General features: G+C 68.9%; 19 protein-coding genes and 1 tRNA gene. 6 read left to right on the top strand and 14 right to left on the bottom strand.

Going from position 1 to position 22677, the window contains the following annotated elements; all coding sequences use genetic code 11:
• Window positions 1-7: 7 nt before the first annotated feature.
• From ACYVBN_RS01720 to ACYVBN_RS01705, 4 genes are all read right to left on the bottom strand, one after another.
• On the bottom strand, window positions 8-313 hold the full coding sequence (locus tag ACYVBN_RS01720; RefSeq protein ID WP_139624253.1) for a hypothetical protein: 306 nt from the start codon (window positions 311-313) through the stop codon (window positions 8-10).
• A 113-nt stretch (window positions 314-426) separates the two neighbouring features.
• Complete coding sequence (locus tag ACYVBN_RS01715; RefSeq protein WP_460599037.1) at window positions 427-1359, bottom strand: tyrosine-type recombinase/integrase; 933 nt, start codon at window positions 1357-1359, stop codon at window positions 427-429.
• 186 nt (window positions 1360-1545) lie between these two features.
• A tRNA-Met gene (locus tag ACYVBN_RS01710) sits at window positions 1546-1619 on the bottom strand.
• 226 nt (window positions 1620-1845) lie between these two features.
• Complete coding sequence (locus ACYVBN_RS01705) at window positions 1846-4911, bottom strand: UPF0182 family membrane protein (RefSeq protein WP_460599036.1); 3066 nt, start codon at window positions 4909-4911, stop codon at window positions 1846-1848.
• Between the two features lie 105 nt (window positions 4912-5016).
• On the opposite strand from ACYVBN_RS01705, the gene ACYVBN_RS01700 reads away from it, so the two are divergent.
• Window positions 5017-5568, top strand: coding sequence for a PPA1309 family protein (locus tag ACYVBN_RS01700; RefSeq protein ID WP_440282252.1), 552 nt, complete (start codon window positions 5017-5019; stop codon window positions 5566-5568).
• Between the two features lie 92 nt (window positions 5569-5660).
• Here ACYVBN_RS01700 and ACYVBN_RS01695 read toward each other — a convergent pair whose 3' ends face one another.
• A complete protein-coding gene (locus tag ACYVBN_RS01695) occupies window positions 5661-6776 on the bottom strand; it encodes a YlbL family protein (RefSeq protein ID WP_460599035.1) in 1116 nt (371 codons plus the stop codon).
• A gap of 64 nt (window positions 6777-6840) precedes the next feature.
• Window positions 6841-7293, bottom strand: coding sequence for a molybdenum cofactor biosynthesis protein MoaE (locus ACYVBN_RS01690; RefSeq protein WP_440282250.1), 453 nt, complete (start codon window positions 7291-7293; stop codon window positions 6841-6843).
• 153 nt (window positions 7294-7446) lie between these two features.
• Between ACYVBN_RS01690 and ACYVBN_RS01685 the strand changes: the two genes are divergently transcribed.
• Both ACYVBN_RS01685 and ACYVBN_RS01680 read left to right on the top strand, forming a co-directional pair.
• Window positions 7447-8946, top strand: coding sequence for a zinc-dependent metalloprotease (locus ACYVBN_RS01685; RefSeq protein WP_460599034.1), 1500 nt, complete (start codon window positions 7447-7449; stop codon window positions 8944-8946).
• Entirely contained in the window at window positions 8943-9482 is a 540-nt protein-coding gene (locus ACYVBN_RS01680; protein WP_460599033.1) for an NUDIX hydrolase, read from the top strand. The genes ACYVBN_RS01685 and ACYVBN_RS01680 overlap by 4 nt, the downstream gene beginning before the upstream one ends.
• On the opposite strand, the gene ACYVBN_RS01675 is transcribed toward ACYVBN_RS01680, so the two are convergent.
• Window positions 9474-10067 carry a M48 metallopeptidase family protein gene (locus ACYVBN_RS01675; RefSeq protein WP_460599032.1) on the bottom strand — a complete coding sequence of 198 codons (594 nt, stop codon included), beginning with the start codon at window positions 10065-10067 and terminating at the stop codon, window positions 9474-9476. The two genes, ACYVBN_RS01680 and ACYVBN_RS01675, sit on opposite strands and share 9 nt — an antisense overlap.
• 196 nt (window positions 10068-10263) lie before the next feature.
• Here ACYVBN_RS01675 and ACYVBN_RS01670 point away from each other — a divergent pair, with 196 nt between their 5' ends.
• Both ACYVBN_RS01670 and ACYVBN_RS01665 read left to right on the top strand, forming a co-directional pair.
• Window positions 10264-11118 (top strand): hypothetical protein, encoded by an 855-nt coding sequence (locus tag ACYVBN_RS01670; RefSeq protein WP_460599031.1) that lies wholly within the window; start codon window positions 10264-10266, stop codon window positions 11116-11118.
• Window positions 11115-12443, top strand: a complete 1329-nt coding sequence (locus ACYVBN_RS01665; RefSeq protein WP_440282245.1) for an ABC1 kinase family protein — start codon at window positions 11115-11117, stop codon at window positions 12441-12443. The genes ACYVBN_RS01670 and ACYVBN_RS01665 overlap by 4 nt, the downstream gene beginning before the upstream one ends.
• Here the strand turns inward: ACYVBN_RS01665 and ACYVBN_RS01660 are convergent.
• The 5 genes from ACYVBN_RS01660 to ACYVBN_RS01640 are packed head-to-tail and all read right to left on the bottom strand — an operon-like array spanning window position 12429 to window position 17723.
• Window positions 12429-13244, bottom strand: coding sequence for an ABC transporter ATP-binding protein (locus ACYVBN_RS01660; protein ID WP_460599030.1), 816 nt, complete (start codon window positions 13242-13244; stop codon window positions 12429-12431). The genes ACYVBN_RS01665 and ACYVBN_RS01660 overlap by 15 nt on opposite strands.
• Entirely contained in the window at window positions 13241-14272 is a 1032-nt protein-coding gene (locus tag ACYVBN_RS01655) for an ABC transporter ATP-binding protein (RefSeq protein ID WP_460599029.1), read from the bottom strand. Before ACYVBN_RS01655 ends, ACYVBN_RS01660 begins: the two co-directional genes overlap by 4 nt.
• Window positions 14273-14280: 8 nt before the next feature.
• Window positions 14281-15174, bottom strand: coding sequence for an ABC transporter permease (locus ACYVBN_RS01650; RefSeq protein WP_460599028.1), 894 nt, complete (start codon window positions 15172-15174; stop codon window positions 14281-14283).
• On the bottom strand, window positions 15171-16106 hold the full coding sequence (locus ACYVBN_RS01645; protein ID WP_440282241.1) for an ABC transporter permease: 936 nt from the start codon (window positions 16104-16106) through the stop codon (window positions 15171-15173). The genes ACYVBN_RS01650 and ACYVBN_RS01645 overlap by 4 nt, the downstream gene beginning before the upstream one ends.
• A gap of 60 nt (window positions 16107-16166) precedes the next feature.
• Entirely contained in the window at window positions 16167-17723 is a 1557-nt protein-coding gene (locus tag ACYVBN_RS01640; protein ID WP_460599027.1) for an ABC transporter substrate-binding protein, read from the bottom strand.
• A gap of 267 nt (window positions 17724-17990) precedes the next feature.
• On the opposite strand from ACYVBN_RS01640, the gene ACYVBN_RS01635 reads away from it, so the two are divergent.
• Entirely contained in the window at window positions 17991-19544 is a 1554-nt protein-coding gene (locus ACYVBN_RS01635; protein ID WP_460599026.1) for a serine hydrolase domain-containing protein, read from the top strand.
• Between the two features lie 11 nt (window positions 19545-19555).
• Here the strand turns inward: ACYVBN_RS01635 and ACYVBN_RS01630 are convergent, their stop codons facing one another.
• Complete coding sequence (locus ACYVBN_RS01630) at window positions 19556-20428, bottom strand: hypothetical protein (protein WP_460599025.1); 873 nt, start codon at window positions 20426-20428, stop codon at window positions 19556-19558.
• Window positions 20429-20499: 71 nt separating this feature from the next.
• The gene (locus ACYVBN_RS01625; protein ID WP_460599024.1) at window positions 20500-22104 is read right to left on the bottom strand and encodes a PucR family transcriptional regulator; all 1605 of its coding nucleotides are present in this window, start codon (window positions 22102-22104) and stop codon (window positions 20500-20502) included.
• Between the last annotated feature and the right edge of the window lie 573 nt (window positions 22105-22677).

Genomic DNA, 22677 nt, shown 5'->3' with positions numbered 1-22677 from the left:
GCGAGGTTCAGGGCAGGCGACGGTCCAGGCCGCGCAGCAGCCGGCCGAGGACAGGCAGGTTGTGCACCTCGTGCTGGATGACCCAGGACCGGGTCGCGGCGAAGGCTCCGCGATACCGCGCGGGGAGCCCGCCCCGTCGGGCAGCGGCCTGCTCGGCGGCGCGGCGGTGCACCCAATGGGCGCAGTCCGCGCACAGGCCCACCTCCGGGTGCGACCCGAGGTGGACCAACTCCGGTTCGGCGAACGAGCCGCCGCAACACCAGCACTGCGGCAGGCTGTTGTCTGATTCGGCGGTCTCGGCCTGCGCGCTCACGGTTCGATCATGGTCGTGGCGGCAGGCCGTGTCGAGCGCTCGGACGTCCACCCGCCGTTCCGGCGAGCTGGTCTGCCACGATCGGCGGTGAACCGTGCCAACTGTCGCGGAGCTCAGAGGTCTCCGAGGTTGAGTCGGCGGGCCTCGGTGGCGGCGCGTTCGGAGGCGCGGGCTCGGGTGTAGCGGACGAGCATGTCGCTGCGGGTCCAGCCGGCGATGGCCATCAGGCCGGATTCGGAGCCGCCGGCCGCGAGCCATCGGTGGGCGGCGGTGTGCCGGAGCCGGTGGGGCCGGAAGCCCTGCACTCCGGCGCGCTTGGCGCGGCGGCGCAGGGCACGGCTGAGTCCTTCGCGGCCGAACCGCTGGCCGCGATTGCCGAGCCACAGGTCGGGGCTCGCAGCCAGCGGGTGTTGCTCACGCTGGTCGAGATACACCAGCAGCGCCTCGGTGGTCACAGGGCCGACAGGAATCACTCGGCCGCGCCCACCCTTGCCACGACGGATCGTGATCAGCCGCGCGATGAGGTCTACGTCGTCGAGCTGGAGGTCGACGAGCTCCCCGGACCGGATCGCGGTCTCGAACATGAGCCGGATGATCGCTTCGTCGCGTCGGTCGTTGAGGGTGGCTTCCAGCCGCGCGTGGTCGTCGGAGACAGCGCAGGTGGCGAGGAGCGCGCGGAGCTCGGCGTCGGTGAGCGGCTCGACCAGCGGCGGTTCGTAGCGGGGTGCCTTGACTCCGGGGAACGGGTCGGCGGCGATCTCACCGCCGGCGGTCAGCCAGGCCGCAAAGCGGCGCACGGCGAGCTGGCGGATGCGGGCGGTGCCCGGCGAGGATCCGCCGTCGAGCAGGCCGGCGATCCAGGAGTTGAGCGCGGCGCGGCTCATCGGCAGGTGGTCGCCGTCGGCGCACCAGGTCAGGTAACGAGTGGCTCCGTCGGCGGAGATGAAGATCGTGCCCGGGCTCTTGTTCTCGGCCCGCAGGGCGATCCGCCAGTCGGTGATCCGATCGAGGGCGTGGCTGGCGGGCATGGCTGTCAGGTGGGTCATGTCGGACCCGCATAGCCAACCGCTGTCCCGGGCCGTCGCGGGGGCGGTCGCGGTGTAGGTCACCCGGGGGCGCACTGCGACCGCCGGCCAGCGGGTTGTCCGGGAAACCCGTCACTAAATGGACACTCGATCAAGTTCGTAAATGCTTTCAGGCTCGGAATCGGTAGATTCCGAGCCTGAAATTCGTAGCGGGGGCAGGATTTGAACCTGCGACCTCCGGGTTATGAGCCCGGCGAGCTACCGAGCTGCTCCACCCCGCGTCGGTGAACACCACCTTACGTGACACCGGCCGGAGCGCCAAATCGGCGCGTTGACTCATTCAAAACGCCCGTATCCACCGAGATTCTCCGACTATGTCCATCGCGCGCCATACACCGCGATCGGCATACTCCGGGCCGGGCCACACCTTCCGACTATGCCCGTCGCGCGCCATACACCGCGATCGGCATACTCCCGCCCGGGCGACACCGCGCCAGACGGCAGGACCTACTTGCTGGTCGACTTCGGCGCCGGCGACGAGCTGGACGACGGACTGGACGACGGACTGGACGACGGACCGGACGACGAGCTGCCACCTTGGGCCGCGATGGCCTTCTCGATGGCGGCCTTCAACTTCTTCTGGTCCTCGCCGTATGCCGCGAAGTCGCCCTTCTTGAGGTCCTGCTCACCCTGCGTGTACCACTTGTTCGCGTCCTGCAGCGCCTGCTGCAGGGCCGGGTTGCCGCTCGACTTCGACGAACCGGACGGCGAGCCCGACGACGAACCGGACGAGCCCGACGGGGACGGCGAAGGTGTGGACGACGGCGGCGTCGATTGTCCCGAATCCCCTGCGCTGGCACCGGAGTTCCCGCCGAAGAGTTCGTTCAGCGCACCGTCCAGGGTGGTGTCCCACGCCAGCTTGTCGCCGAACCCGACGACGACGGCCTTCAGCAGTGGGAACGAGGTGTTGCCGGCCGCCTTGACGTAGATCGGTTCGACATACAGCAGCCCTCCCCCGACCGGCAGGGTGAGCAGATTGCCCTCCTGTACCTCGGAGCCGACCTGCTTGTTGTAGGTCAGGAACTGCGCCAGCGTCTGCTTGGTGGTGGGCGACACCGCCTGCGAGGAGTTGATGTCGTTCTGGAACTGCCCCGGCCCCTTGACCGTGACGTTGCGCGGCATCTCCAGGATGCGGAACGTTCCGTAGCCGGGACTCTTCTTCCCCGGTGTCGAGCCGGCGTCCGCGTCGACGGTCATGAATGCGGCGAGGTTCTGCCGGTCGCCGGTCGGGATGAAGGTCGAGGTCAGCGAGAACGTCGGCGACTTCTGGTCCGGCATGGCCACCGACAGGTAGTACGGCGGCTGCTGCTCACGGTTGCCGCGGGCCGGGTCCGTCGGGATCTGCCACTGGTCGTTGCCCTGGAAGAACTGCCCCGCATCGGTCACGTGGTATTTGGTCAGCAGCTCCCGCTGCACCTTGAAAAGGTCCTCCGGGTACCGCAGGTGCGACATCAGCCCGGCCGGGATCTTCGCCATCGGCTTCACCGTGCCGGGGAACGCACTGCGCCACGCCTTGAGCACCGGATCCTTGTCGTCCCAGGCGTACATCGTCACCTGGCCGGTGTAGGCGTCGACCGTGGCCTTGACCGAGTTGCGGATGTAGTTGACCCGCCCACCGGCCAGCTTGCGCAGGTTGCTCGAGGAGCTGGTCAGCGCGTCCGCGGTGGCGTTGCCCAGCGACTGCAGCTGCGAGTTCGGGTAGTGCGCCGAGGTCGTGTAACCGTCGACCACCCACTGCACGTGGCCGCCTTCGACCACCGGGTAGGGGTCGCCGTCGACGGTCAGCCACGGCGCGACCTTCTTGACCCGGTCGACCGGGTTGCGGGTGTCCAGCACACGCGACTCGCTGTTGATCGAGCCCGAGAAGAGGAAGTTCAAGTCGTGGAACTTGGTGGCATACGCCAGCTTTCGGGGCCACGAACCCACGCCGACGCCGCCACCGCCGGTGTAGGTGGTGCGCTGCTCGCCGCCGGAGGAGGTGCGCGGATAGTCCAGCTCGCGCTTCGGCCCGCCCGCAGGGCCGCCGACGATCGAGAAGCGCGGCGAGGACTCGCCGAAATAGATGCGGGGCTCGAAGTCGCCCAGCTTGCCCACCGGCGGGATGTCGGACTCCAGGAACACCGGCTGCCCGTCGTCGGTGCGCTCGTTGCCGTATGCCGCCACGACACCGAACCCGTGCGTGTAGACGGTGTGGTCGTTGACCCAGTTGCGCTGCGAATCGGGCACGCCGTTCAGGTCCAGCTCGCGCACCCCGACCACGACGTCGTCGGTCTTGCCGTCGATCCGGTAGCGGTCGACGTCCAGCGTGTTGCCGAACTGGTAATAGTTGCGCTGCCCCTGCAATTGCCGGAAGGTCGGGGAGACGATCGACGGGTCGACCAGGCGGATGCCGGGCACCGTCGCCGCGTCCTGTGCCAGCTGCCCGGCATCGGTCTTCTTGGTCGGCGTGTAGGAGGTGATCTTCACCTTGTCGAGCCCGTATGCCGTCTTGGTCGCCTCGATGTTCTGGGCGATGTACGGCGTCTGCAGCGACTGCTCGGTCGGGCGCACCTTGAAGCGCTGCACCAGTGCCGGGTAGATCGCACCCAGCACGATCGCGCAGACCACCAGCAGCGCGAGTCCGACGATCGGCAGCCGCCAGGTGCGGGTCCAGATGGTGGCGACGAACAGCACCGCGCAGATCACCGCCGCTCCGGCCAGCATCGCCTTGGCCGGCAGCGTGGCGTGCTGGGCGGTGTAGTCGATGCCGGTGAAGAGCGAGTTGTCGGTCGCGGTCAGGTCGTAGCGGCCCAGCCAGTAGGCGACCGCACGCACCAGCACCAGCGCCGCCAACAGCAGCGACAGGTGGATGCGTGCCGCACCGGTGGTGCGAATGCCCTTGTCCCGCAGGGCGATCCCGCCATACAGGTAATGCATCACGACGGCGGCGATCAGCGACAGGATCAACGTCATGGTGAGGAAGCCGACGACCACCTGCAGCCACGGCAGGGTGAAGACGTAGAAGCCGATGTCCTTGTGGAACTCCGGGTCCTGGGTGCCGAAACGCTGCCGGTTGAGCCACAGCAGCGCGATCTTCCACTGCCCGATCGCGGCGGAGCCGGTGAACAGCGCGAAGACCAGCGGCACCACCCAGAACGCCGCTCGGCGGAACGGCTCGATCGCCTCGCGGTAACGGTCCATGCTGTCCAGCTCGGCGGTCGCCGGCGCGTAGATCGGCCGCTGCCGGTAGGCCAGCCACATGCTGACCCAGATGAGGCCGCCCGCCAACAGTGCGCCACCGACGAACATCGTGCTCTTGGTGAGGTATTCGGTCCGGAACACCGAGGAGTAGCCGATGCTGGAGAACCACAGCTGATTGGTCCACACGTTGGCCCAGACCTGGACCAGCACCAGGACGGCCACGATCGCCGCGGCGACGATCACGACCCGTCGCGCACCGATGGGTCCGAAACGGCGCACCGCCGCGCCACGCTCGTCGTGCTCGTTGCCGGCCGGCTCGTCCGAAGAAGTCAACGTGGGCCTCGTGTCCAAGGGTGCAGGGTCTGGGGACAACCTAACCCGCGCACTTATGTGCGGGGCCCAGGCGTTGCCCGATCGCAATACGGCAGCATTGGTCGTATGCCGGAAGACGCCACTGACCCGGGTCAGCAGCTCAAGCAGGTCCTGAGCCCGCTGGCCGAATGCGCCCTCGACACCGAACGACACGTCGCCTCCGCCGGGTGGGACCAGTCGCCGCGGCTGTTCGCCATCGCGCGCAACGCCGACCTGCTGGCCCGCGAGCCGGGTCTGGCCGGACAGCTTGCCGGGGCGGACCCCTCGGCATACAGCACCATCGAGCAGGAGGGGCTGCCGCAGACCTCCAACATCGAGAGCCTGTTGCGTCAACTCGCCTGGCCGGCCGAGGTCGACGGCGTCGCGCTGGCGGTGGAGCGGATCGTCGTGCCGCCGGAGGCCGAGCGGGATCTGCCGGAGAACGCCGAGGCCGCGGCGGAGGCGCTGGCGGCGCATCCGGACCGGGCCGACGTGCGGCTGCTGGTCGCGGTGCTGCGCAACGGTGACTCGATCTGCCTGCTGCGGCAGCGGGCCCACGACGCCGACGACAAGGTCGCGGTCGGCAAGGACATCGCACCGGGCCTGGTGCACGCCCTGCAGGTCACCCTGCAGGACTGACGTCACCCCACGGCGTTCTCCTCCGCTGGGTCACCTCATACGTCGCGGGGACCCCGACGTCGGCATTGCGGCTCCTTCGCTGGACGGCCGAGTCAGCAGCTGGGGAACCCGCTGGTCTTGCCCTGGGCGATCTGCTCGACCTCGGAGATGGCGTCCTTGACCGTGTCGATCCGGATGACGGTCAGACCCTTCGGCTCGTGACCCTTCGCCTCCGAACAGTCACTGGTCGGTGCGAGGAAGAACTTCGCGCCGGCGCGTTTGGCCCCCAGCATCTTCTGCCGGATGCCGCCGATGGGACCGACGGACCCGTCCTCGCTCATCGTCCCGGTGCCGGCGATCTGGTGGCCACCGGTCAGCGCACCCGGAGTCAGCAGGTCGTAGATCGCCAGCGTGAACATCGTGCCCGCCGACGGTCCGCCCACGTCGCCCGCGTTGACCTTCACCTGGTAGGGGAATGCGTATGACGGGGAGATCGCGATGCCGAACACCGCGTGGCCGCCGTCCCCCGCGCTGGTGGGCACCGTCAACCGCAGCTGCTTGCCGCCGCGCTCGACGGTGACGGGCACCGCGGTGCCGGCCTTGACCTTCGCCATCACCGTGGAGACGGACTTCAGCGTGGTGACCTTCGTGCCGTCGAGCTTGACCAGCACGTCGCCGGGCTTCAGCGTGCCCTGCGCAGCGGCGCCCTTCTGCAGCTGGATGACCTTGATGGTCTCCGGGACGATGATGCCGGCGGCGCGCATGGCGACGACCTCCGCGGTCTGTTGCGAGTTGGTCATCTCCGCGGTGCTCTGCTTCTGCACCTGCTTGGAGGTGATGCCCTGGGGGAACCAGACGTCCTCGGGATAGATCTCGGCGTCGTCCTCGAAATACTTGGCGCGCAGCCACTCCATGATGCTCACCGGGTACTGCGGCCCACCGGCCATCGACACCGTCGTGAAGTCGAGGGTGCCCGACGTCGGGTACGTCTTGACGCCCTTGACCTCGATCACCGGCTTGCCGTCGGTCTTGCCCAGCGTGTTGGTCACCGGCCCCGGACGCAGGATCACCTTGGGCACGTGGATCAGGTTGAGTGCGGCCACCGCGATCACCAGCACCACGGCGGTCACCAGCAGCGCGACGTTGCGCCCGCTGAGCGACCGCTTCGCCCCCGCGACCGGCCCGGGGGCCGCTCCCGTACCCGGGTGACCGTCCGGCTGTGCGTTCATGGTCCCTGGTGATCCACCCACTGTGTCCGTGTCCTCGCCTCGGTCCTGCGCACCTGTCATCGATCTACAGTCCGACCCATTCGTCACTTCCGTCGCGGAACACCTGGTGCTTCCAGATCGGCACCCGCGCTTTGAGAGTGTCGATCATCTCCCGGCAAACTGTGAGCGCGGCTCCACGGTGCGGTGCACTGACCGCGACCACCACGGCCGTATCCCCGATCGCCAGCCGGCCGACCCGGTGCACCGCCGCGAGCGCGGTGATCTCGTCGGTCAACACCGACTCGGCCACCTCGCGCAGCGTGTCCACCGCGCTGGGGTGAGCCGAGTAGTCCAGCAGCTCAACGGCTTTGGCGTGGTCCTGCCGGCGCACCGTGCCGACGAAGAGCGCGACTCCGCCGGCGGCCGGATCGCTCACCGCGGCGAGCGCCTCGTCGACGGACAACGCCTCGTCCCGCAGGTCCACCAGACGCACCCGGGCATCGGGCGTCCGGTCCGTCGTCCCGTCCGAGATCGTCATACCTGGTCCTCCTCGTTGCGCTGGCAGCGAACACAGCCCGGGTGGTGGAACCCCACCGGCCGCTTCGTGGTTGTCTAGTGGAAAGCCTATTCACCGCGACCGGCGCGCATTCGCCGCGTGCCCCGCCCGGGCACCGGCACAGGACGGAGAGAGATGTCTGACAACCCACCCGAGCGCCCCGACGACAACTTCGGCGACGACTCCGCCAAGGAGCCGGACCTGTCCGAACTCCTGCGGTCGATCCTCGGCGGCGACTCCGGCAACGACCAACTCGCAGGTGCCCTGGAGCAGATGGGCATCGAGCTCGGTCCGGACGGCATCAACCCGCAGATGATGCAGATGCTGCAGAGCCAGCTGCAGGCGATGATGTCCGCCCCGGTCGACGGCCCGGTCAACCTCGAGCTGGCCACCGACGTCGCCCGCAAGACGGTCGCCGCGGCCGGCGACTCCAGCGTCGGTGCCGCGACGGTGCGTGACGTGGAGCAGGTCGTGCAGGTCGCCAACCTGTGGCTGGACGAGGTCACCGAGTTCGCGGCCGTCGGCCCAGCCAAGGCACTCAGTCGCGCCGAGTGGGTCGAGCAGACGATGCCCATGTGGCGTCAACTGGTCGAGCCGGTCGCCAGCGGTGTGAACGCCGCGATCGAGCGCGCGATGGGCGAGCAGCTGCGCCGGCTGGATCCGCACCAGGCCGAGGAGATGGGCCTGCCGGCCGGCATCAATCCCGCCGAGATGATGGGCCAGATGCAGCCGATGATGGCGCGGATGAGCGCCGGCATGTTCGGTGCGCAGATCGGGCAGGCCGTCGGTGCGCTCGCGGGTGAGCTGGTCAGCGGCACCGAGGTCGGGCTGCCGCTCACCGACGGCATTGCGATGCTGCCGGCCAACGTGCGCGACTTCGCCGAAGGCCTGGAGATCGACGGTGGTGAGGTGCACCTCTATCTCGCCGTGCGCGAGGCCGCCCGCGCCCGCCTCTTCGCCTCGGTCGCCTGGCTCGGCCCCGCGCTGATCGCCGCCGTCCAGTCGTATGCCGGAGACATCTCCATCGACACCGACGGCATCGAACGCGCGGTCGCCGACGCCGACACCTCCGACCCGGCGGCGATGCAGGAGGCGCTGCAGGGTTCGCTCTTCAGCAACGAACCGTCCGAGGCGCAGCAGCGCGCGCTGGCGCATCTCGAGACGTTGCTGGCACTGGTCGAGGGCTGGGTGGACGTCGTCACCAATGAGGCCGCCGGCAAGCACCTGCCGCACACCGTGCAGTTGTCCGAGGCCGTCCGCCGCCGCCGGGCCTCCGGCGGCCCGGCGGAGCGCGTGTTCGCCTCCCTGGTCGGCCTGGAGCTGCGGCCGCGACGGCTGCGCGACGCGGCCCAGGTCTTCACCGAGCTGGAGGCCGGCCTCGGCGCCGCGGAGCGCGACGCCGCGTGGAAGCACCCGGACTTCGCACCGACCACCGCCGACCTCGACGACCCCAGCGGCTACGTCCGACGCCGTCAGCAGCCGGAGGAGGCCGCGACCGCGCCCGACGAGGTCGATGCCGCCCTCGAAGCGCTGTTGGCGCAGGGCACCGCGGAGCTGGATGCCGAGCGCGGCGGCGAGGACGACCGGCCCGACGGTGACGACGGCAAGGGCGACCACGGCACGGGCGACGCGTGAGCGATCCGCTGCGCGACAACGCCTTCGAGGTGTTGCGCACCGCGCCGGCGACTCCGTTGCGGGACGCGTTCGAGGCACACCTGGCGGCATACGACGACGCGATGTGGCGGCACGGGCCGCCGGAGCACTTCACCGCCAGCGCGGTCGTCTTCTCGGCCGACGGACAGCAGGTGCTGCTGGTGCTGCACAAGAAGGCCCGGCTGTGGTTGCAGCCCGGCGGACATTTCGAGGCCGGCGACCGCACGGTCGCCGGTGCGGCGCTGCGCGAGGCGACCGAGGAATCCGGCATCGAGGGTCTCACCGCGGTGCCCGGGGCGATCTATCTGCACCGGCACGACCTGACCGGCGCGTTCGGGCGGTGCACGGCGCACTGGGACCTTCGGGTGGCGGCGATCGCACCACAGGACGCGGAAGTGACCGTCTCCGAGGAGTCGCACGACGTGCGGTGGTGGCCGGTCGACGCACTGCCCGAGCCCACCGACCCCGACCTCGCGCACTGCATCGAGCAGTTGCGCACCCCGCTGATCTCAGCCTGAGGAGTCACGCACCACGGCCGGCAGGTCGCCGTCCGGATCGTCCGCTGCGTCACCGACCGTCTCGTCGTCCTGATCGGACGGCATACCCAACCCGAACGCGACACCGTCGAGGTAACCACGGGCCCGCTCCAGGCGCGGGAAGGCCTCCAGCAGCGACCAGAAGCTCTTGCCGTGGTCGGGCTGTAACAGGTGTGCCAACTCGTGCAGCAGGACGTAGTCGCTGACGTATTCGGGCATGCCCTGCAACCGGTCGGACAGCCGGATGGTGCCGTTGGCCGGGGTGCACGAGCCCCAGCGGGCACGCTGATTGGCAACCCACCGCACCGACACCGGATGGGCCAGGCCGCCGAGGTAGCGCGTGGACAGGGCTGCCGCGCGCTCCATCAACTCGGCGTCGGTGGACCTCCCCCGCGCGGCCGCCGCCTCCACCTTGCGGACCATGTCGGCGACCAGCCGCTCCTCGTCGCGTGGGGACAACCGGGCAGGCACCAGCACCACGATGCGGTCGCCTTCGCGGTATGCCGACACCGTGCGCCGGCGTCGCGCAGAGCGCCGCACTTCCACTTCGGGTGTCGGCGACGTCATACCCCGAACCTAAGCGATGCGGGTGACATTGGCGACGAGGTCGGCCCGCGATCCTCAGCCCGACGTGTCCGTCGGGCCGGAGCAGGTCGGGCCTGTGGACAACTTCTGCGGGGAACGCGGCGCTGCTGGCACGGTGGCTGGGTGCGCCGCGACCGGCGTCACACGCCATCGCCTCGGGATCGAAGGGACACCGCTGATGACTGAACCAGTGCGGGAGCTCGCGCCGCGGCTGCCGTCGACCCTCGCGGTCCGCCGCCGCGGCGCCGGCGCCGTGATGATGACCGGCGGCAGTCCCGGCGCACTGGTCCTGGAAGGTCTCACCGAGACCGAGACCACCGCGGTCGTCGGCCTGACCGCCGCGCTGCGTGCCCCCGGTGTCGTCCGGCATCGGTGCGCCCCCTCCGCGCGGTGGTCGCAGGTGCTCGGCGCGGTCCACCGGGCGGCCGCTCGGCTCACCGCCGGCCAGACGGTCGCCGGACAGGCGCTGGTGCTGGGTGCGGGTCCGTTGCCGGAGGAGATCTGCCGGGCCCTGCAGCCGGTCGTGGGGCGGGTCGTCAACGAGCCCGAGGCGTTGCTGGCACCGGAGTCCGATCCCGCCGGACCACCTGCTGACCTGGTGGTGCTGCCCGCGGTCGACGCGCTCGCGCCGCTGGCCGGACAGCCGTGGCAGCGTCGCGGCATACCGCAGCTGCCGGTCGTGGTGTCCGGTGGCCGCCTCAGCGTCGGGCCGCTGGTGCGCCCGGGCAGCGGGCCCTGCCTCAGCTGCCTCGACCTGCATCGCGGTGCCCGTGATCCGGGCTGGGCGTCCTGGCTCGCGTCGCGCGCCGTGCACACCGACGTCGACCGCGAGATGGACACGGTGCCTGAACTACGCAGCGCCGCGGCGGCGCTCACCGCGCTGATTGCGCGCGGGCTGCTGGAGCACGAGCCGTTGCCGGCCGGGGTGAGCCTCAGCCTGGAGCGTCCGCAGCCTCGCGTGCGGCACCACTTGTGGACGTGCCACCCGTCCTGCTGCGGCGCCGCGGAGGCAAGGGTGACAATGAGGGCATGAGCGAATTGCCCCGTAAGGCCGTGACCCGGGCCGCCCGGCTCGCGACGCTGCCGCTCGGCATCGGCGCGCGTGCCGCCGTCGGGCTCGGCAAGCGTGTCGGAGGCCGCCCTGCCGAGGCGGTCACCGCCGAACTGCAGGCGCAGACCGCCGAGCAGCTCTTCCGCGTGCTCGGCGGACTCAAGGGCGGCGCGATGAAGTTCGGCCAGTCGCTGTCGATGTTCGAGGCGGCGCTGCCGGAGGAGCTCGCCGCGCCCTACCGGTCGACGTTGACCAAGCTGCAGGACACCGCTCCGGCGATGTCCACCACGTCGTTGCACGCCGTCCTCGCCGACCAGCTCGGGGCGAAGTGGCGCGCCACATTCCGCGAGTTCGAGGAGCAGCCGCGCGCGGCCGCGTCGATCGGCCAGGTGCACCACGCCGTATGGCGCGACGGGCGCGAGGTCGCGGTCAAGGTGCAATATCCGGGCGCCGCCGAGGCGCTCATGTCCGACCTCAACCAGCTGTCCCGGGTGGCCCGGATGAGCACCAGCTGGGTGCCCGGACTCGACGTGGCGCCGATCCTGCGCGAGCTGAAGGGACGGATGGCCGAGGAGACCGACTACAGCCTCGAAGCGGCGATGCACGAGCAGTTCGCCGAGGCATATGCCGACGACCCCGATTACCTGCTGCCGCAGGTCGTCTTCGCCACCGAGCAGGTCATCGTCAGCGACTGGATCGACGGTGTGCCGCTGTCCCAGATCATCACGTCGGGCACCCCGGAGGAACGCGACCTCGCGGCCGCGCGCTACTTCGAGTTCCTGGTGAGCGGCCCGGAGCGCGCCGGACTGCTGCACGCCGACCCGCATCCCGGCAACTTCCGGTTGCTGCCGGGCGGGCGGCTGGGTGTCCTCGACTTCGGCGCGGTCAATCGGCTGCCCGACGGGCTGCCCCCCGCGATGGGCGAGTTGATCTCGGCGGCGCTGCGCGGCGACGAGGTGGCACTGCTGGAGGGTTTGCGTGACGAGGGCTTCGTGAAGCGTTCGATCGACGTCGACGCCCAGGACGTGCTCGACTATCTCGGAGTTTTCCTGAAACCGTTGCGCAGCAATGACTTCCGCTTCGACCGCGAGTGGTTGCGCGGCATCTTCAACTTCCTCAACGATCCCCGCAACTCCACCTTCACCGTCGGTCTGCGGCTCAACCTGCCGCCGAGCTACGTGATGATCCACCGTGCCTGGCTGGGCGGCATCGCCGTGCTGTGCCAGATCGGCGGCACGGTGCCCGCGCGCGAGATCTTCGACCGCTGGGTGCCCGGCGCCGACCTGCCGCCGCTACCGGAGCAGTGAGCGCCCGTCGGCCAGCCCGACGCTGCGCGGGCCTCCCAGCCGCGGGATCGCCGCGAGCAACGTCTTGGTGTAGTCGTCGCGCGGATCGGCGAAGAGCTCCGCACAGCCCTGCTCCTCGACGATCTCACCGCGATAGATGACGTTCACCCGGTCGCACAGGGTGCGCACGATCGACAGGTCGTGGGAGATGAACAGGATCGACAGACCGACCTGATCGCGCAGGTCGGACAGCAGGTTGACGATGCCGGCCTGCACCGACACGTCCAGCGCCGCGACCGGTTCATCGGCCACCAGCAGTCGCGGCTGGATCGACAACGCCCGGGCGATGGCCACCCGCTGCCGTTGACCGCCGGACATGCCGGCCGGCCGGGAGCCGAGCAGCGAGGCGGGCAACCGGACCTGGTCCATCAGCTCCCGGCACCGTTCGTCGATGGCCGAGCCGCGCAGTGCTGTGTGCCTGCGCAGCATCTCGACCAGGGTGCCGCGGATCGTCATGCGCGGGTCCAGCGAGCCGTAGGGGTCCTGGAACACCATCTGTATGCCGCGCCGGTCCGCACGGCTGCGTCGCGCGCCGAACCGCTTGCCCTCGAAGCTGATCGAGCCGGAGTCGATCGGCTGCAGCCCCACCACCGCGCGGGCGAGGGTCGACTTGCCGGAGCCGGACTCACCGACCAGCCCAACGATCTCGCCGCGCCCCACGGTCAGCGATGCCGACCGGACCGCTTGCAGCATCGTGTGGGATTGCTTCTGCTGAAACGTCACCACCACGTCGGTGCACTGCAGCAAAGGCTCGTCGGTCATCGTGCCTCCTCGGCCAGTTCGATCTGTCCGGTGGCGCTGCCGACCGGATGCAGGCAGTGCACCTCCCGGCCGTCGATCGAGGACGTGCCGGGCACCCGCGTGATCTCGCAGTCGTCCTGCCGGTGTTCGCAGCGAGGCGCGAACGGACAGCCGACGGGCCGGTCCGCCAGCGAGGGCGCGCTGCCGGGGATCGAGTAGAGCCGGCGGCCGATGCGGTCGATGTCCGGTGTCGACCGCAGCAGTGCCTCGGTGTAGGGATGTTGCGGTCGTTCGAAGACCGCCCGCAGGTCCGTCGAGCCTTCCATGACATTGCCCGAGTAGAGCACGGTCACCGAGTCGCACAGTTGCGCGACGACTGCCAGATCGTGTGTGACATAGAGCAATCCGGCGTCCAGCTCGTCCCGCAGATGGGTGAACAGGCTCAGGATCTGCTGCTGCACGGTCACGTCCAGCGCGGTCGTCGGTTCGTCGCAGAGGATCAGCTTGGGCTTGCCGGCGACCGCGGCAGCGATCATCACGCGTTGTTTGAGGCCACCGGACAACTCGAACGGATAGGCGTCGACCTTCTGCTCGGCGTCGTGGATCCCCACCAGCTCCATCAGGTGTATGGCGTAGTCGCGCGCCGCGGCGCGCCGCATCCCGTCGCGCCGCATGACGGCGTCGACGATCTGCTCGCCGACCGGGATCACCGGATTCAGTGCGACCGACGGTTCCTGGAAGATCATCGAGATCCCGGCGCCACGAAGGCGTTCCAGCCGCCGGCGCTCCTGCTTGCCCTGCCGCGCGAGGTCGAACTCATCACCGTCGAACTGCATCCGACCCGACGTGATGACTGCATTCGGCGGCAGCAGCCCGAGGATGGCACGCAATGTGAGGCTCTTGCCGGAGCCGGATTCGCCCACCAGGCCACGCGCCTCGCCATACCCGACATCGAACGAAAGGTGCTCCAGCGCAGCCCATTCGGCGCCTCCGACCCGCACCTTCAGTGTCAGGTCCTCCACGGACAGCAAGGGTTCGCGGGACGTCATACCGCTGCTCATCGCTCGACCCGCAGTGCGTGCGCCAGCCCGTCGCCGATGAAGGACAGCGCCAGACTGGTCCAGATGACGGCACCGGCGGGGAACAACGTCACCCCGTAGTAGCCGCCGGCCAGGAACTGCTGGCCGTCGGCCATCATCGAGCCCCAGTCCGGTGTCGGCGGCACGATGCCGAGCCCGAAGTAGCTGAGCGTCACGATCACGCCGACGTTCATCACGATGTCGCTCATCGCATAGACGATCGCCTGGGTGGCGACGTTGGGCGCGAAGTGCCACACCAGGATCCGTCCGGTCGAGATGCCGCCGGCCTGGCAGGCCGCGACGAACTCCTTGTGGCGCAGCACCATCGCCTCGCCGCGCACCAGGCGTGCGTAGGCCACCCACGACACGCAGGTGATCGCCACGAAGATGCTCCAGGCACCGTTGCCCAGCACGAACACCAATGCGATGACCAGGATGAAGAACGGGAACGCCGTGACGATGTCGGCCAGACGCATCAGGATCGTGTCGATCCAGCCACCGAAATAGCCTGACACGACACCGAATACGAGCCCGATGAGGAAGGGCGCGATGACCGCGACCACTGCGATGGTCAGGTCGCTGCGGGCGCCGTACACCACGCGCGAGAAGACGTCACGGCCCAGGTTGTCGGTGCCGAACCAATGGTCCGCGGACGGTCCCAGCAGCGTGTGCATGGCGTCGGGGGTGGTCGGATCGTGCCGGGTGATCAGTGGCGCGAAGATGGCTGCCAGCGCCAGCACACCGATCATCGACGCGCCGAGCCACAGCGGCAGATTGTGCCGACGTAGCCATCCCGGCGCCCAGCCGGCGGAACGGACCTCCGGCACCGTTTCGGGCGGGACGACGGAGGTGGCGGATTCGGTCGTGGTCATGACAACCTCGCTCTCGGGTCCAGCCGGGCGTAGATCAGATCGGTGAGCAGGTAGACCACCACGACGATGAGACCGAAGATGAGCGTGCAGGCCTGCACCAGCGCGTAGTCGCGGTTGAGGATGCCGGTCATCAGCATCGAACCCATGCCGGGTATGGCGAAGACCTGCTCGATGACGAGGGCCCCGCTGGCCAGTGCGCCGACCTGGATGCCGAGGATGCTCACACCCGAGATGCCCGCATTGCGCAGCACGTAGCGCCGTCGGATCGGCCCTGCTGTCAAGCCTTTCGACCTCGCGAACATGACGTATTCGCTGCCGTAGGACTCGATCATGGCCGCGCGCAGACCACGCACCAACAGGGGCACGATGCTCAGTGCGATGGTGATCGCCGGCAGCACCAGCGCCCAGGCCCGGGCACCGAGCCCGCTCGGGTAGCCACCGGCGGGGAAGATCGCGATCCGCACCCCGAGGAAGAGGATCAGCATGCTGCCGATGAAGAACGTCGGTGAACCCTGTATGACGGCATTGAACAACCGGACGAGCGTTGCCGCGACACCGTTCGGCCGCGTCGCACTGCGCGAGGCCAGGGGGATGGAGATGACGACCGCGAAGACCGCGCTCAGCAGGATCAGGATCAGTGTGACCGGGAGCCGTTGCGCCATCAGCGCGGTGATCTGCGAGTGGTAGTAGAAGGACGTGCCGAGGTCGCCGTGGATCAGCTGTCCGAGGTAGGACAGGTACTGCATCGGCAGGCTCTGGTCGAGGCCCCACTGATGCCGCAGTGCGGCGATCGAGGCGGCATCGGCCTTCTCACCCAACGCTGTTCGGGCCGGGTCACCGGGCGCCAGATGCATCAGAAAGAACGAGATGGTGACGACGCCCCACACGACCGGGATGGCGAGCAGTAGCCGCCGGACCAGCCAGCGCAGCACGGATGGCTCCTTTCGCCAGGGCGATCAGGTCAGGGTTGCAACGGGGTGGGAGCAGGATCGCTAGTGGGCCAACCAGGCCCGCTCCAGGAAGTAGTTGCCGGTGGCACCGGGCCGGAAGCCGCCGACCTTCTGGGAGTAGGAGTAGATGCCCGGCACGTAGAACAGCGGGATGAACGGCACGTTGTCGTCGATGATCTGCTGCATCTGGTCGTAGGCCTTCTTGCGGGTGCCCTGGTCCGATGCGCTGCTGCCGGTCGCGGCCAGCTGGTTCATCTTCGCGCTGTCGAACCAGGTGTAGACGGTGTGCACGCCACCGGTGAACGTGCCTGCGAAACGGGCGATCTCGTCCGGGTCGACGATGTCGGTGGTGTAGAGCCCGAACGCCATGTCGTAGTTGCCGGCATGCTTGGCGGTCACGATCGCCGACGGGTCCAGCGTCTTGATCTTCAGTGTGATGCCGATCTTGGCCAGGTCGCTCTGCACCAGTTGCGCCTCACCGGAGGCGTTCTGATCGCCCGAGGGGATGGTGATCGTCGTGCTGAAACCCTGCGGCACCGTGGACTTGGCCAGCGCGGCCTTGGCGGCGGTGAGGTCGTACGGCGTGCTCTTGATCGACGCGTCGTGCGCCCAGCTCGTCGGTGACAGGTAGGAGCCGGCGATCGTTCCGTGCCCGTAGTAGACGGACTTCAGGATGGCCTTCTTGTCGATCGCGAGCCGGATCGCCTTGCGCACGTTGAGATCGTTCAGCGGCTCGCGTTTGGTGTTCATCCCGAGGTAGTCGACCTCACTGGACGGGAAGGTGCTCACCTGCAGCGAGGGCGTCTTCTGCACCGACTGGATGCTCGAGTTGGACGGGTATTCGTTGATCTGGATCTGACCGCTGGACAGCTGCGTGCTGCGGGTGTTGCTGTCCGGCACCACGGTGAACTCCACCGAGTCCAGGTGCGGCGTGTTCTTCCTCCAGTACGCCGTGTTCTTGACGATCTTCAGGCTGCTGCCCTTGGTCCAGCTGTCGAACTTGAACGGTCCCGATCCGATCGGGTGCTGGGCGAACGCCGTGGCCGACTTGCCCCCGTAGTTCTTGGGCACGATCGAATTGGCGTAGAGCGCCATGTCGGCCGGCAACGGCGCCCACGGCTGGGCGGTGTGGAACACCACGGTGTTCGCGTCCGGTGTGTCGATCTTGGTGATGATCGAGTCGATGAACGAGAACGGAGCATCCTTGGCCTGGTTCTGTTCGATGGAGAACTTCACGTCGGCCGAGGTGACCGGACTGCCATTGGTGAACTTCGCATCTTTGCGCAGGTGGAAGGTCCAGCTCAGTTTGTCCGCGGACTGGGTCCACGACGTCGCGAGCGACGGCTGCACGTCCTTGCCGTTCTGTGCCGGGACGGTGAGGGTGTCGTAGATCTCCTCGATGATCCAGATCGACGCATTGTCGGTGGGCACCGACGGCAACAGGCTGGTGGCTTCGTCGGCACGTGCCATCACCAGCTTGCCCCCGGACTGGGGTGTGCCGGCGGCCGCTCCCGAGCTGGTGGAGCCCGACGAACACGCGGCCAGCGAGGCTGCGGCCACCATCACCACTGCGCTGGTGAGAGTCTTCCTGCGGGTCATTGATCGTCAGCTCCTGTCGCACGAGGAAGGGCCGCTGCGGTCGCGCTGCCGCCGCCCACTCACTGAGGTCCGCCCTGCCGGGCACGAGCCACAGTAGGTCTGTGGCGGGCTGGTCCGAACTGGTCGCTGGCACGAAACTTCGGGGTCGATTTGGTGCAGCCGAACGGTCCGCCACCACGTCGGTCTCACTAGTTTGTGAGTGGCCGACGCCCCGCCGGCCACCACCCCAAGAACCGGCCCAGCCGCCGCCCGAGGAGCATGGACACGATGTCGAACGAGACGATCCGGATCCCGATCGAGTCCCAACTGGACGCCTACTTCGCCCACTACGTCGCCGCCGACACCGCCAAGGGATTGGCCTACGGCATCAGCGGACCCGGCGGGCTACGTCACGGCCGGGGGTTCGGAGTGGTCTCGGACGACGGCCTGGTGCCTGACGTGGACACCGTCTTCCCGATCGCCTCGATGTCCAAGAGCTTCATCGCGTGCGCGGCGCTCATCGCCCGGGATCGCGGCGCGTTGTCGCTGCACGATCCGATCACGGCATACTTCCCGCAGTTCTCGGCGAGCGGCACCGCGGACGACCCCTGTGAGCCGCCGACGCTCGGCATGCTGTTGTCGATGTCGGGCGGCCTGACCGAGGACAACTCGTGGGTCGACCCGTTCATCGACGCCACCGAGGAGGTGCTGCTGGATCAGGTCGCCAAGGGGCTGCGATACAGCCACGTGCCCGGCGCCGTCTACGAATACTCCAACCTGGGCTACACACTCGCCGGTCTCGCCGTCGGCCGGGCCGTCGGACGCCCGGTCGAGGACTTCGTCCGCGACGAGATCTTCACACCACTGCACCTGGACGCGACCTGCTTCGACAATGCGGCGCCCAGCGACGTTCGCCGCGCGACCGGCTATCACCTGGACACCGGCGGCAACTGGGTCGGCTACCCGTATGTCGCCTCGGCCGCGTTCGCGGCGGCCGGCGGCATCATGAGCAGCGTGCGGGATCTGACCACCTGGATCAGCTGGCTGGGTGCAGCCTTCCGCGCACCGCAGGACGGCGACGTGCCGGTGCTCAGTCGCGCCTCCCGGCGGGAGATGCAACGACTGCACATCGTCGACACCCCCTCGGTCACTGTCACCACGGGCGGTGCGCTGCACCCGTCCGTCTCCGGCTACGGGCTCGGCCTGCGCATCGACCTGGACCTGCAGCGCGGACCGATCGTCGCGCACGGCGGCGGGCTGCCCGGCTTCAGTCTCTTCATGTGCTGGCACCCCGACTCCGGCCACGGCATCGTCGCCCTGACCAACAGCCATCGCAGTAGTGCCGGAATCCTCTGCATGGACGCGCTGGGCACACTGCTGGCGTATGACGACACTCCGGCCGAGACGATCGTCCTGTGGCCGGAGACCGTGCACCTTCGTGCCTCGGTGGAGCGGTTGATCCGTTCCTGGGACGACGAGCTGGCGGCGGAAGTCTTCGCCCCGAACGTCGACTTCGACCGACCGCTGGTCGAACGACGCGCTGAAATCAACGAATTGGTCGCCGAGGTCGGCCCGCTCGGCGAAGCGCGCCCGGCACACGACATCGTGTCCGCTGCGACGGCAGCAGACGTGACGTGGTCCATCCCCGCAGCACGCGGCGAGTTGTTGTGCATGATCCACCTGACTCCGGTCGAGCCGGCGCAGGTGCAGGAGTTCGTCATCCAGGCGGTCCCGGTCGGCCGCCCCCGCACGGCAGCGCCGGTGGACATCTCCCCGCGCCGCGGCAACCCCGGCGACACGACGATCACCGCGCTGCGCAATGTGCGGGTCGAACTGCCCTGAACGCGGTCGGCTCAGGATCTGCCCAGCCGGTAGAACCCGGACCGGTCGAATCCGTCGATGTGCCAGCCGTTCCGGGTCAGGTCGGTCAGCACCTCGCGGGTCGCCAGACGCCAGTCGTGAGCCAACCCGGGGTCGCGCAGCCGCAGGGCGGCGATGTCGTCGGGCACCGCGACGCGGCACGTCATCGCCTCGGCCGGCATCGTGATCCGGACCGGCTCCCTGGCCATGCCGAGTTCGAGGGCCGGCGGCCCGACGGGCAGGTCCGGCAGCGCGGGTGGCCACACCGGCAGCTCCCAACGCGTCACCATCCGATCGCTCGCCTGTCCGTCGTTGAGGGCGTCGCTCATCCGGCCGTAGAAGTCGGGGACGTACTCGACCGCCCTGGCCCCGAGGCGATGCAGATTGAAGTAGGCGTTGCACGCCACCAGCGGATCGTAGGTCCAGGTGATGGTGGTCATGCCGTTCCCGAGGGCCCAGGCGCGCTGGTGCAGCTTGAGCGCGGCCCCCAGACCACGGCCGAGATGCGTATCGCGGACACCCGTGATGTGCGAGTGCAACCCGGAACCCGCTGGCACCGTGGGGAACCCGACACACACGCCGACCAGTAACCGACCGTCGAAGGCTCCGGCCACGTAGTTGTCCGAATGCAGCAGCGCGATCAGCAGACTCGCCTCGATCGGCACCCGTCCGCGTCCGGGTGACCAGATCCCGGCCAGCAGGTCGGCGGCCTCGGACGTCTCCGCCGTACGCAGCCGACGGACCGCCACGCCACTGTCCCGGGCCCGGCGGCCGGCGACCTGCCACGCCGCGTCCGGCACCGGCCGGCACGCGGCGGCCGTCCGTTCCCCGCGCCGCCCGTCCGACGGCTCACCCATCGCTGTCACGTGAGTCAGCATCGATCATCGCAAGGCTCGGGACCTCATGCGTGGGGACGAACTTCCCCGCCGCCGTTGTCCTACCGGACGAACGCCGGTGCGCTCAGGCGGAATTGCATCATCAGCTGGAAGCGCACTTCGGGGTCGTCCAGATCGATGTCCGCGATCTGCACCAATCGGCCCAGCCGGTAGCGGAAGGTGTTCTTGTGCACGTGCAACGCGGCGGCAGCCGCTGCGACATCACCGAAGTTGTCCAGCCACGCGTGCAGTGTCTCCCCCAGCGCCGACTGATGTTGTTCGTCATACGCACGCAGGACGGCGATGGGCCCGGAGAGCGTGGTGTTCTCGTGGGCCATCAGGTCGGACAGTTGCATCAGCAGGATCTGTGGCTGCAGGTCGCTCGCCACGGCCACGCGCTGCCGCACGGTGGTGACGGTGCGCAGCACCCGGAGCCCGAGATCGGCCTCCCGCCGAGACTCGCCCATGGCCGCGACGCCCACGACCGGTTTGCCGATGACCATGACGAACTCGTCGTGCCGGGCGGCCCGTTGCACGAATCCCTCTGCCAGCCGGCGCAATTGGCGCAGCTGCAGGCAGCCGCCACGGTATGCCGGGATCACCGCGTAGACGGTCTCGTCCACGACTGCCACCGCCGACTCCGGCAACTCCGGGTGCAGCCACATCCGCAGCGCATTCGCCAGCCGGTCCAGTTCGGCCGACACAGCGGCGTGGCCGGCGGTGCGACGGCCACGTATGCCGGCCGCGATGACGCAGCCGCCCGTCACATTCCCGCCCATCCGGCCCGCGGTCCCGACCGCCGCGGGACCACCGTCGATGAGGCCGCCCACCAGCGCGGCGCGCATCTGGCGGGAAGCGTCGGAAGCCACCCGGCGCCGCAGCATCGCGATCGCTGCCGTGCTCGCGGCCTCGATCATCGCGGTCGCGCGCGACTCACTCAACGGCTCGTCGACGATCGCCCAGATGGATCCCATCACCTCTGCCCCGGCGCGGACCGGCATGGCCGCACGCGGCCGGATGCCGTCGGCGAGTGACGGCACGAAGATCGGCGCGGTGGCGGCATACAGCCGGCGGAAGACACCCGCCTCCACCATCGGGTCGTTGTAGCGTGCCGGCACCTGGTGACCCAGCACGCTGGCCTTGCGGGCCTCGTCCGCCTCCGCCTGGTCCGCCGAGAAGGCGACGATGTGCGAGCTGACGTCCTCGATGGTGACCGGGGTGGTCAGCAACGCGGACAGCGAGTTGGCGACCTCGAAGAGGTCGAGTGCCTCGGTCGCCCCGCCGGACCAGCCGTCGTCGTCGACCTGCCGGTCGTCGAGCATCCGGGCGACCTGCAGCCACGACGCGCCCCGGACCAGCCCCAGCACGACGACGCCGCTCCGCGAGGCCAGTTCGTCGATCAACGGGGTGACCGTCACCGGCTCCCGGACGATCAGGGCGGCGGCCTCCCGCGCGACAAGCTCGCGCAGCAGGTTTGCGATGGCGCACTCCCCCTGCACACCGACGCCCAGCACGACGGCACCGGTCGGCACCGATGGCGGGTCGGCGATGTCGTGCACCACCACACTGCGCACTGACCGGCTGCTGTCCACCGAGCCGGCACGTGCGGTCAGCAGTGTCAGGCCGAGCCATTCGACGACAGTTCCGAGCGTCGTGTGAGCAACCATCAGGATGTCCTTTCGGGCGCGAGTGTGTGCGGTACATACCAGCGGGCCCACAGGAGGCAGGAAACAGAATTTGTGCGACAGCGGCGAAGGCCTGCAGGGATCGCGAGCATCATGGTCCAGATCCGCAGATCTTTCGGCTGATGTGCGATCGGCGTCTCACGCGGTGGACGAGGTGAGAGAGCGACCAACGTGCGGCGCGCGGCCAGCTCAGCGTGTTCCCCGCTCGGCCACCTCCCGGGCAGACGGACGAGCAAACCACCTCCGGACACGGCAAAGCCGGTCGCGGTAAGCCGCGACCGGCTTTGCGATCGGGCCGCCGAACGGCGGCTGCAGGGCGTTCATCGACGTGGTGTGGTCGGCGGGGGAAGCACACGCGTCACGTGTTTGCTTCGCCTGGTCGCCGGCTGCCCCGTCGGTGGGCGAGGTCGGGTCGGTTCGACCCGCAGCAACTGGAACATCGTGGAAGCTCTTTCGGGAGGGGTATCCCGGCACGACCGGTGGTGTCCGTCAGGAACGCACCGGTCGTGCGGCATACCGGTGTCATGCAGAAGGAAGGTGGTGGAACGCATGGTG

Source organism: Flexivirga lutea, assembly GCF_054778955.1.
This window is presented reverse-complemented; position numbering and strand designations above follow the sequence as displayed.